General features: G+C 37.2%; 13 protein-coding genes. 8 read left to right on the forward strand and 5 right to left on the reverse strand.

Annotated elements, in window-relative coordinates; all coding sequences use genetic code 11:
• Positions 1–3: 3 nt before the first annotated feature.
• From MKL51_RS08530 to MKL51_RS08540, 3 genes are all read right to left on the reverse strand, one after another.
• Positions 4–1869, reverse strand: coding sequence for a SurA N-terminal domain-containing protein (locus MKL51_RS08530; RefSeq protein WP_017482247.1), 1866 nt, complete (start codon positions 1867–1869; stop codon positions 4–6).
• Between the two features lie 131 nt (positions 1870–2000).
• On the reverse strand, positions 2001–2273 hold the full coding sequence (locus MKL51_RS08535) for an HU family DNA-binding protein (protein WP_001043034.1): 273 nt from the start codon (positions 2271–2273) through the stop codon (positions 2001–2003).
• A 169-nt stretch (positions 2274–2442) separates the two neighbouring features.
• A complete protein-coding gene (locus tag MKL51_RS08540) occupies positions 2443–2898 on the reverse strand; it encodes a phasin family protein (RefSeq protein ID WP_270904285.1) in 456 nt (151 codons plus the stop codon).
• Positions 2899–3106: 208 nt separating this feature from the next.
• Between MKL51_RS08540 and MKL51_RS08545 the strand changes: the two genes are divergently transcribed.
• The 8 genes from MKL51_RS08545 (at position 3107) to fdx (ending at position 9222) form a co-directional block, all read left to right on the forward strand.
• Positions 3107–3754 carry a hypothetical protein gene (locus tag MKL51_RS08545; protein WP_017482248.1) on the forward strand — a complete coding sequence of 216 codons (648 nt, stop codon included), beginning with the start codon at positions 3107–3109 and terminating at the stop codon, positions 3752–3754.
• A gap of 109 nt (positions 3755–3863) precedes the next feature.
• Entirely contained in the window at positions 3864–4337 is a 474-nt protein-coding gene (locus tag MKL51_RS08550) for an Rrf2 family transcriptional regulator (protein ID WP_002117915.1), read from the forward strand.
• Position 4338: 1 nt separating this feature from the next.
• Positions 4339–5556, forward strand: a complete 1218-nt coding sequence (locus MKL51_RS08555; RefSeq protein ID WP_017482249.1) for an IscS subfamily cysteine desulfurase — start codon at positions 4339–4341, stop codon at positions 5554–5556.
• A 66-nt stretch (positions 5557–5622) separates the two neighbouring features.
• Positions 5623–6009, forward strand: a complete 387-nt coding sequence (iscU, locus tag MKL51_RS08560) for a Fe-S cluster assembly scaffold IscU (protein WP_002117907.1) — start codon at positions 5623–5625, stop codon at positions 6007–6009.
• A 30-nt stretch (positions 6010–6039) separates the two neighbouring features.
• Positions 6040–6360, forward strand: a complete 321-nt coding sequence (gene iscA, locus MKL51_RS08565) for an iron-sulfur cluster assembly protein IscA (RefSeq protein ID WP_002117986.1) — start codon at positions 6040–6042, stop codon at positions 6358–6360.
• A gap of 90 nt (positions 6361–6450) precedes the next feature.
• Positions 6451–6969: a Fe-S protein assembly co-chaperone HscB gene (gene hscB / locus MKL51_RS08570; protein WP_005076214.1), complete on the forward strand. Its 519-nt coding sequence runs from the start codon at positions 6451–6453 to the stop codon at positions 6967–6969.
• A 37-nt stretch (positions 6970–7006) separates the two neighbouring features.
• Positions 7007–8866 (forward strand): Fe-S protein assembly chaperone HscA, encoded by a 1860-nt coding sequence (hscA, locus tag MKL51_RS08575; RefSeq protein WP_017399526.1) that lies wholly within the window; start codon positions 7007–7009, stop codon positions 8864–8866.
• A gap of 17 nt (positions 8867–8883) precedes the next feature.
• Positions 8884–9222, forward strand: a complete 339-nt coding sequence (gene fdx, locus MKL51_RS08580) for an ISC system 2Fe-2S type ferredoxin (protein ID WP_009387062.1) — start codon at positions 8884–8886, stop codon at positions 9220–9222.
• A 54-nt stretch (positions 9223–9276) separates the two neighbouring features.
• On the opposite strand, the gene MKL51_RS08585 is transcribed toward fdx, so the two are convergent.
• Both MKL51_RS08585 and MKL51_RS08590 read right to left on the reverse strand, forming a co-directional pair.
• On the reverse strand, positions 9277–10743 hold the full coding sequence (locus MKL51_RS08585) for an adenylate/guanylate cyclase domain-containing protein (protein WP_017403203.1): 1467 nt from the start codon (positions 10741–10743) through the stop codon (positions 9277–9279).
• Positions 10744–10799: 56 nt separating this feature from the next.
• On the reverse strand, positions 10800–11234 hold the full coding sequence (locus MKL51_RS08590; protein ID WP_002117900.1) for an HIT domain-containing protein: 435 nt from the start codon (positions 11232–11234) through the stop codon (positions 10800–10802).
• Positions 11235–11257 lie beyond the last annotated feature (23 nt).

Raw genomic sequence — 11257 nt, forward strand, 5'->3', positions numbered from 1 at the left:
TTATTATTTAATTTTTGCATGTGATTTTAAATATTGGCTGTAATCTTCCAATATTTGTTGACCACGAGATTGACGATAAAGTTGTTTTAGCTGTTGTAATTGATCAGCAGGAATAGCATTAGCGGCTGATGAATTTACATTTGAAACTGCAACGACTACCAGTTCATTTGGCAAGTTTGCTGTTGTAACAGACCACATACCCGGTTTAGGGGTAGCTAAACTAAATGCTGCACGTTCAATTTCACGCTTTAAACCCTGTGATCGAGTAAACACACCAGCTGACTCAAATGCGACTTTGTTTTTAGCAACCACTTGGTCTGCAGGTTGAGTTTTAAACTCAGTCAACATGGTAGCAATTTTTGCTTGGGCTGCTTTACGCGCTTTTGCATCGATAACTTTGGCTTTTGCTTCATTCATCGCTTGCGCTAATGGTTTTACACCAGCTGCGTGGTAATCACGCACTTTAATCCATACCGTATCACCATTTGCTAATTGAATATTAGATGATGCATTACGGTCACCATTTTTCACATCATCATTAAATAGCTTAATTTTGACACTTGGATCACTTAAATATGGGTTTTGAGTTGCTAAAGTTACACCATTCAATGATTCAACTTTTGCACCTTTTACTTCTTGTACAACAGCTTCTAAAGAATCATTACCAACAATTGTTTCATTCAAACTGTTTACGGCATCTGAATAAACAGTAGCAACTTTATTCTTTTCAACCTCAGCCGTTAAACGCGCTTTCTCAGACTCAAATGAAGGGATTTGGTTAGCTTGAGTTTCTGCTTCAATAATATGATAACCATATTGTGTTTTTACTGGCTGCGAAACTTGTCCATTTTTCAAACTTAAAACAGTTTTATCAAATGCATCCGAGAAAACACCTGGAGCATATGCTTCAACTAAACCACCTTTTGCTTTTGAACTAGGATCTTCAGAGAACTGCGATGCAGCTTGTGCAAACGAAAGACCACCCTGAATTTTCGCATAAACTTCTTTTGCAAGTTTTTGAGCAGCTGCATCATCACGAGCATCAGTAGTAATTAAAATATGCTTTACAGTTCGTTTAGCATCTTTTTTCTGAGTTTCAACAAACTTTGCATAAGCTTGCTGAAGTTCAGCTTCAGTTGCAGGAGCTGGTTTAGTCATCATTGATGGAGATAAGACAACATAATCAACATCAACCGAAGCCTGTTGCTTAAATTCATTTTGATGCTTGTTATAGTAATCTGTAGCTTCTTGATTAGATGCAGTTAAACCTGTTTTGTAAGCATCTAATTTAATACTAGCTAAATGTAACGTACGTTGTTCAGTTTGCAAATTCGCAATTTGCATTAGATCAACTTTGCTTACTAAAGAGTAATCAGCAAAGGTTGACGTTAACATTTTCAAAGCATGATCTTGACGTAGGCTTGCTATTAAACCCTGACTCGTCATGCCAATAGAACGTAAGTAATTTTCATAGAGTTTTTGTGAGAATTGACCATTCTCTTGCAAACTAGGCTGCTGAGCTAACATTTGCTCAATTTGAGCATCACTCAAAGAGATACCTAATTTTTCTGCTTGCTGTATTAATAGATTACGTGACACCAAAATATCGAGTGCCTTAGCCTGAATGACAGGCAAATTAAGTAAACTTTCATCCCCTTTAACAGCAGCTAAATATTGTTCTTTGTAAGACTGAGTTAAAGTTTCAAGGTCTTTTTTAGATATTTCTTGGCCATTTACTGTCTTAGCAACATCAGCCTTGTTTCCCCTATTAAAATATCCTTCAATACCTACAAGTGCTAAAGGGGTCAAAAACAAAATTAGAAGGACTTTGCCGAGCCAACCCTTAATGACTGTACGAAACGATTCCATAAGTATTCCAATATTTTATTTCGAGGAGAATTTTAACTGAAAAACCACAATCAATGAATGAGCAATATTGGTCAATTCAGATATTTAATAAAAAACGCGCCTATATTGGCGCGTTTATTCATCTTAAAAGATTAAGCTACTGAATCTTTAAGACCTTTACCAGCTTTAAAGCTAGGTACTTTTGTTGCTTTAATTTGAAGCTCTTCACCAGTTTTAGGGTTACGACCAGTACGTGCAGCACGTTCTTTAACACTGAAAGTACCAAAACCAACTAAAGTTACTGTATCACCTTTTTTAAGTGCTTCAGTAATTGACGCAATTGTCGCATCGAGTGCCTTGCCTGCATCAGTCTTAGATACTCCCCCTTTTTCAGCAATTGCATCGATTAATTCTGATTTATTCATGAATAAAACATCCTCTTAATATCGTTTGTTTAAGGTCCAAGGCTATAGTTTAAAAGGCCATGACGCCTTTATAGCAATGCTTTAGGGGAAAACGCAATACTAGAGCAGGGCTTTTAGCAAAAATAAATGCTAAAAAACTGTTATATATTTGCTAAATCCCAACATTTTTTTACTTTTTATTCAATTTTGCTTTCAACTGTTGATTTTCTTCTATTAAAGCATCCACCTTAATATGCAGTTGTACGAGCAGTTGTTCGATGTGTTGCAAATCCTTCGGCGTCACCAGCCCAATACGGTTTAAAGAGTGATTAACACTCGTATCAAGAATCTTTTCTACTCTATCTTTTGTTTCAGATACAGATTCTTTTGCTTTTTCTGTGACCTTGCCAACAGAATTGTCTGCCAAGTCTCCAGTTTTTGATTCTAGCTCCTCACCCACTTTAACCAAAGAATCAAAAAGCTTATTTCCCTCTTCTTCCGCACGTGAAAAAGCACCAAGTCCTGCTAGCCAAATTTGCTTAGTATACTTCCTAAAATCTAAAGCTGATTTTCTTGAACTTTTTGATTTTAATTTATTTTTTTCCTCGGACTCTTCTATCTGGGTATCTGTATTTGCATTATCCATTAATCTAAACTCCTAATCAGATGAGAGAAATGATGACTGATTTGACCACAAAATATTTCTATAATAACAAAGTAAAGACTTGATCCATTTACAAAACTGTTCTACAAAGCAAATAAGTCATGTAAATATATTTAACACGACATTGTGTTAAGTTTGGGATAGGATGTTCCATTCTTCGGTTAATTGCTATTTCTAAGGATAAACTTTTATGAGTGAAACGCAACAAAGACAAAAACATCCGCGTCTGTTGCTGAATATTGTTCTAATTATTTTAGAAACTTTTTTTTCATTTATTCTCACCCACGATGGTGCCTTTCGCTTGCAAGCGAAAAAGTTTATTTTGAACAAAACAACGATTCGTATTAATAGCTATTTACCTTTCTTTGACTTCTATGTTCAATTTACAGAAAAAGGTTTGTTATTCGATATTCATTCTTTTGATAGACGTATTGATCTTGAGATCAATAGTACGCTTATCGATTTAATTAAAATTTTTGGTTTTTCTAACCAACGCAGTCTTAAAAATATGCGTATTGATGGTGATGAGGAAACGAAAAAGGAACTTCTAGATTTAATTTCTCATTTAACTCTACCAAAATTGCTAGTTGACTGGAAACAGTGGTTTAACACTTCAGATGATGAAGCTGAAACCCTTGCTTCACGTAAACGGATCGCTCCATTACTTGAGAAAATTGATCAACAAAGATCAGAGATCAACTCCCTTCACGTGGAAATTAAACAATATCAAAATCGAATTACTCGCTTACAACGACGTCAACGAAATATTAACTTCTCCTTTGGTATAATTAGCCTAATATTTATTGTTTATTTCATATATAATTTCTGGGTTGCCTAATTTATTTTTCTATTTTGTTCCTACACTTGAATTAAAAATAAAAAAACTTGACTATTTTAGTCGGGATTCATAAAATCCTATTATCTAGTCTTAACATGTGTATCGAATCATGCGCCTTACAACTCGCGGTCGCTACGCAGTGACTGCTCTACTTGATTTAGCTTTGCAGCCAACTGAACAAACGATCACGCTCGCCGAAATTGCCGCACGCCAATCCATTTCAGTTGCTTATTTAGAACAGTTATTCGCAAAACTTAAGCGTCATGGGTTAGTTTCTAGTGTTCGTGGTGCAAATGGTGGTTACCATTTGGCTCGAAATGCTGATGAAATTACTGTGTTAGAAATTATTGAAGCTGTAAATGAAACGGTTGATGCAACACGTTGTGACCATAAAGGTAACTGCCAAAATGGTGCAATGTGTCTCACTCATGATTTATGGCAAGAACTCTCTCATCATATTGCCGACTATTTAGCAAAAATCTCTCTTGCCGACCTCATTAGCCGAGACAACGTTCAAACTGTTGCATTACGCCAAAATGTGACTGGCACAGATTCAGCTCTTTTATCGGGTACAGGTATTTGATATGAAACGTCCAATTTATCTTGATTACGCAGCAACCACTCCAGTAGATCCGCAAGTTGCAGAACGTATGATGGAGTGTTTAACTTTCGACGGTACCTTTGGTAATGCTGCGTCTCGTTCCCACGCTTATGGCTGGCAGGCAGAAGAAAAAGTTGAATATGCACGTGAGCAAGTAGCAAATTTAATTAAAGCTGATCCACGTGAAATCGTTTGGACTTCTGGTGCAACTGAATCAGATAACCTTGCCCTTAAAGGTGTAGCTCAATTCTATGCATCTAAAGGCAAACATATCATTACAAGTAAAATTGAACACAAAGCTGTTCTAGATCCTTGTCGTGAATTAGAAGAACAAGGCTTTGAAATTACTTATTTAGAGCCAGAACCACAAACCGGTTTAATCACTCCTGAAATGGTTAAGGCTGCCCTTCGCCCAGATACTATTCTTGTTTCTCTTATGATGGTAAACAATGAAATTGGTACAGTCACAGATGTAGCGGCGATTGGTGAATTAACACGTGCCAACAAAACATTTTTCCACGTAGATGCAGCACAAGCAGCTGGTAAAGTTGATATCGACTTATCTACGATGAAAATTGACCTTATGAGTTTCTCTGCTCATAAAATTTATGGTCCAAAAGGTATCGGCGCATTATATGTACGTCGTAGCCCGCGTGTTCGTCTAAAAGCACAAATTCATGGTGGTGGTCATGAGCGTGGTATGCGTTCTGGTACTTTGGCTACTCACCAAATCGTTGGTATAGGTGAAGCTTTTGAAATTGCAGGCAAAACAATGCATGCAGAACAAGAGCGTCTCCGTAAACTTCGTGACAAACTTTGGAACGGTTTACAAGACCTTGAACAAGTGTTCTTAAATGGTCACCCAACTCAAAACGTTGCAAACTATTTAAATGTTAGCTTCAACTTTGTTGAAGGTGAATCTTTAATGATGTCGCTTAAAGATGCTGCAGTATCAAGTGGTTCTGCTTGTACTTCTGCAACTTTAGAGCCTTCATATGTTCTTCGCGCATTAGGTTTATCTGATGAGCTAGCACACAGCTCAATTCGCTTTAGTTTTGGTAAATACACAACTGAAGAAGACATTGACCACGTGCTTACAATTACCAAAGCCGCTGTTGAGAAATTACGTGAACTTTCTCCGCTTTGGGATATGTACAAAGAAGGTATCGATCTTTCTACAGTTGAATGGGCAGAACACTAATTATTGAAATTAGTGTTTTAACCCTCATATTAATATTAGGCTGACCCCGAGGTTTGGAGAAGCGAAATGGCTTATAGCGAAAAGGTAATTGATCATTACGAAAACCCACGTAATGTTGGTGTTTTAGATAAAAACTCTGAAAATGTTGGTACAGGCATGGTGGGTGCACCTGCATGTGGCGACGTGATGCGTCTGCAAATTCAGGTAAATGATAGTGGTGTTATTGAAGAAGCACGCTTCAAAACTTATGGTTGTGGTTCTGCAATTGCATCAAGCTCACTTGTAACTGAATGGTTAAAGGGTAAGACTCTTGATGAAGCTCAAGCGATCAAAAATATTGATATCGCAACTGAGCTTGCTCTTCCTCCAGTAAAAGTTCACTGCTCTGTACTAGCTGAAGATGCAATTAAAGCTGCGATTGATGATTACCGCAGTAAAAAATCTAAAGCTTAATTTGTTACCATTGTAAACGTTGGAGTTTTCATGATTCATTTAACTGAAAATGCTGCGACTCATATTAGCAATTACCTTAAAAATCGAGGTAAGGGTGAAGGCATTCGCGTGGGTGTGAAAACTTCTGGTTGTTCTGGGTTGGCTTATGTTCTCGAATTTGTTGATTCTGTCGATGAACATGACCAAGTTTTCGAACAATTTGGCGTTAAGGTTTTTGTAGATCCAAAAAGTCTTGTCTATTTAGAAGGCTTAGAAATGGACTACGTAAAGAATGGCCTTAACGAAGGGTTCGAATTTAACAATCCCAATAAAAAAGGTGAATGTGGTTGCGGTGAGTCTTTCACTGTATAACTCCCTCTTCTCCTTCCATCCTTTTCATTAAAACAGTGACTTATTATAGCACTGTTTTAATGTATTTAATTAACGTGGACCTCCTTTCTAATGAATCATTTTGAGTTGTTCAATTTACCCGTAGAACTCGATATCGATTTGGCGAGCTTAAAATCTAGTTTCTTAAGTTTGCAACAGCAATATCACCCAGATAAAGCAGAAGATAAAGATCAGGCATTGATCAAATCAAGTGAAATCAATCAAGCTTTTAAAGTACTTTCGCAAGTAGATAGCCGCGCTGCTTATCTATTAGCGTTAAAAAAGCAAGATCATCACCTTGATCAATCCATTAGTGATTTTGAGTTCCTACAATCAGCTCTAGAGCTTCGTGAGCAACTTGATGAAGCAACTTCACAAGAGCATTTGAGTACTCTTAAGCAAGAAGTTTTTCAGTGGATTGAAGGCTTAGTTCGCGAATTTAAAATTGACTACTCAGATGAAGATTGGGGCGAAGCTCGAGATACTGTACGTAAATTACGTTTCTTTCAGCGCGTTCTTAACGATATTGAAAAAGCAGAAGATCAACTGTTGGATGATGAAGACAACTTTGATTTAGACGATGATTTTTAATTTGCTTTTTCCAATTTATATTCAAAGGATTTAACTCATGGCACTTTTGCAAATTGCTGAACCGGGTCAATCCAGTGCCCCACATGAACACCGCATTGCGATTGGTATCGACCTAGGAACAACACATTCTTTAGTTGCGACAGTGTTATCAGGCAAACCAAAAGTCCTTAACGACGAAAAAGAAAGACGACTTCTTCCTTCTATTGTGCATTATGGAAATGATGTCACTCATTATGGTGAAGAAGCAAAACCTTTCATTATTGCTGATCCAAAAAATACAATTGTTTCTGTAAAGCGTTTTATGGGACGCTCAAAAGCAGATATCAAATTTCAACACCCATATGAATTAGTGGGTTCTGAAAATGAGATGCCAGCTTTCGAGACACGTTCTGGTCGTAAAACGCCTGTTGAAATTTCAGCTGAAATTTTAAAACAACTAAAAGAACGTGCTGAATCTAGTTTACAAAACCCAGTAAATGGAGCCGTAATTACTGTTCCAGCTTATTTTGATGAAGCACAACGTCAAGCAACACGCGATGCTGCACAGCTGGCTGGGTTGAATGTACTACGTCTTTTAAATGAGCCAACTGCTGCTGCTGTGGCTTATGGTTTAGATCAAGAAACGAATTTAGCTACAGATCATAACTATGTGATTTATGATCTAGGTGGTGGTACTTTCGACGTATCAATCCTACGTTTTTCACAAGGTGTCTTTGAAGTATTAGCTACAGGTGGTCATACTGCTTTAGGCGGTGATGATTTAGATCGTCTCATTGTTAAGTGGGCTAAAAAACAATTAAATATTGATACGCTAAGTGATGAAAACTATGCAGTATTTATTGTTGCTGCTCGCCAAGCAAAAGAACAACTCTCTACACAAGAATCAGTTCAGTTAAAACTACTTGAAAATGTACTAACACTTGATCGCTCAACCTTTGAGAGCATTATTCAAGTTGCTTTAGATAAAACAATCAGTGTTTGCAAACGCGTTTTACGTGATGCAAAACTTGAGTTATCAGATATTCAAAATGTTGTTTTAGTAGGTGGTTCTACCCGTTCGTATGCTGTTCAGCAAGCAGTTCGCAATGTATTTAACCAAGAACCACTTTGCACAATTAATCCTGATGAAGTAGTCGCGATTGGTGCTTCTATTACAGCCAATCAATTAATTGGAAACAGCCAAGACGGCTCACTACTTTTAGATGTTACTCCTCTTTCTCTTGGCTTAGAAACCATGGGTGGATTAGTAGAGCGTCTTATTTCTCGTAATACAGCTATTCCGGTTGCTCGCCGCCAAGAGTTTACTACTTATCAAGATGGCCAGACTGCCATGCTGATTCATGTAGTTCAAGGTGAAAGAGATTTAGTCGAACACTGTCGATCGTTAGGAAGATTCGTTCTTCATGGCATTCCCCCAATGACTGCTGGCCAAGCACGTATTGAAGTTACCTTTCAGGTAGATGCAGACGGCTTGCTTACTGTTTCAGCTCGTGAAACAACTTCAGGTGTACAAGCTCAAATTGATATTAAACCATCTTATGGTTTATCAGAGTCTGACACTGAACGCTTGCTAATTGAAGGTTTCCAACATGCAGAAGAAGACAAAAATCTGCGTCATTTAAAAGAAACCAAAGTTGAGGCCCAACGCGAGCTTGAAGCATTAGAACAAGCTTTGAAAGTGGATGCTGATTTACTCAATAATGAACAGCTCGAAGCACTTAAAGCCGCTGAAAACTCGCTTAAAGTACAACTTGAAGACAATGATATTCAAGCAATTGAAAAAGCTGTAGAACAACTTAAAGTACATAGTGATGCTTTTGCTGCACTACGTATGAATCGACATATTGACCACGCCTTAAAAGGTACAAAACTTGAAGATTGGTCAAATTCAAACTAAAGGTATAGGTGATCAATATGCCCCGCATTAAAGTACTTCCTCACGCTCAATTTTGTCCTGAAGGTGCAGAATTTGAAGTTGAACAGAATGCAAATCTTTGCCAAAGTTTGCTTGATCGAGGAATTAAAATCGAACATGCATGTGACATGTCATGCGCTTGTACAACATGTCACGTAGTAGTTCGTAAAGGTTTTGATAGCTTAGAAGAAATGGATGATGTTGAAGCAGATCTTTTAGATCGCGCTTGGGGTCTTGAACCAGATTCTCGCCTCTCATGCCAAGTAAAAATTGTTGATGAAGATTTAGAAATCGAGATTCCTAAATATACAATCAACCACGCTTCAGAAAATCATTAATCGTGTTAATAAAAAAAGCTGCTTTAAAAGCAGCTTTTTTATATTTTATAGACTCTAAACTTGATCTTGTTGGTCTATTTCTAAAGTTTTAACTTCATCTTCAAGTCTTAACTGCGCTATACCTTGGGTATTCACTAAAGTTTGTTGAACTTTAATTCGTTGAATCATTTTTTCAAGCACTTCTACTAGTTCAGGATATTCATAGTTTTGTACTTCCTCTAAATTAAGTACTAAGTGAAAGCCTTTATACTCATAATCAAACCATTGCTGATGATCCGATTTATTGCCTGTATATTTCTCCATCACTTGCCATGTCTTTACCGCACCTTGAATACCTTTTAGATAAATCGGTGTTTTAGGAGCGCACAAGAAATCACTTTTAATTAATTGATAAGTATCGTCTGAAATTAAGATTTCATCTATTTCAGCAGCATATTGCAAACGAGCCGCTAAATTCACATCACGACCTACAATCGTATAAGCCATACGATGTGTTGCCCCATAATTTCCTACGTGGCAATAACCAGTACTAATGCCCATTCGGATATGCAATGCTGAGTAACCCATTTTTTTCCAGCGCTCGCGCAACAATTTCATTTGCTGACGCATAGCGATTGCCATTTCTACACATGCTTTAGCATCTTGCTCCACACCTTGTGAATTCGGATCACCAAAAAATATGAGGATGGCATCACCCATAAATTTATCGACTGTGGCTTCATACTGTTTAGCAATTTCTGTCATATGACTTAAATAGTCATTAAGCAAAAATGCTAAATCATCTGGAATTAAAGTTTCTGATAATTCTGTAAAACCCTGAATATCAGAAAAAAACACCGTCATTTTTTTACGCTTATATTCAATCTTTGCTTCAGCCTCACCACGCATAATAGATTGCCATAACTGTAATGGCGCATAACGGCTTAACTGATTAGCAAAAGCAATATAGCGGGTCATTTGGTCATAGTAATGTTGACGCTGCTGACTGATTTTTTTAACCCAACGATGCTGGTAGTAGTTTCCGATAGTAATAAACATAACCAAGCCAAGAAGTGTAATTACAGTCAACTCTTGGCTAGTAGGTTCAAAATATGTATAAAAACCAAATAAAAAGAAAGTACTTAAATAAAAAATAATCGCGCCTAACAAACTGGTCAAACAAATGACTGCGAAAGAAATACGACTATTAATTGCTGAATAAAATAATGCAAAAATTGCAATAAATGTAGGCACCAAATTAAGATGCAGACCTGCTAAGGTAACGGCTACAACAATTGCATCGATTGCAAAGAAAACACTTTTTTGAGTTTTTTTATCGAATTGGTACTGAAGCCAATGTTCTAACTTCGAACTAATAAAAAGCAGAAATAGGAAAAAAGGTGGAACATAGATCTGATAATTTGTATTAGGTGAGGTAAAAGCATAGATCACTAAAATTAATGACAGAATTGAATATCCCATCAAACGATGAAAATATGCAAACTGCTTAGGCTCTCTATCGATAAACCTCTCTAATTGCACCCTATCCTCCACACCTCAATGTAGCCACATTCATATAAATGTGGCTTTGCATTGATTTAGTCCATGCGCCAATCAAATGGCATATCACCTTGACCACGTAACGCAAGCATAAGAGTTTGACGCATATGAGCCAGCACATCATTTGTATAAGGAACCGCAGGTGTACCCCATACTGGTTTAGGCCATGCAACATCATTCTGATAACGTACAACATGATGGAAATGCAATTGAGGCACCATATTCCCCAAAGCTGCAACATTCATTTTATCAGCACGGAATACGCGAGATAACTGGCTAGATAACCAACTTGATTCACGTAAAAACTGTTCTTGGTCAGCTTGGCTCAACTCATATAGTTCTGTGATTCCCGGCACACGAGGGATTAAAATCAGCCAAGGGAATTGCATATCATTCATTAAACGACATGTTGAAAGCGGGAAATCGCCTACAAAAAAAGTATCTTGAGCAAGTTGGGGATGCAAACTAAACATATCTTTTATAAATGACAATAAAC

Origin of the sequence: Acinetobacter sp. AOR18_HL (genome assembly GCF_027855145.1) — a bacterium.
Classification (GTDB): domain Bacteria; phylum Pseudomonadota; class Gammaproteobacteria; order Pseudomonadales; family Moraxellaceae; genus Acinetobacter; species Acinetobacter pittii.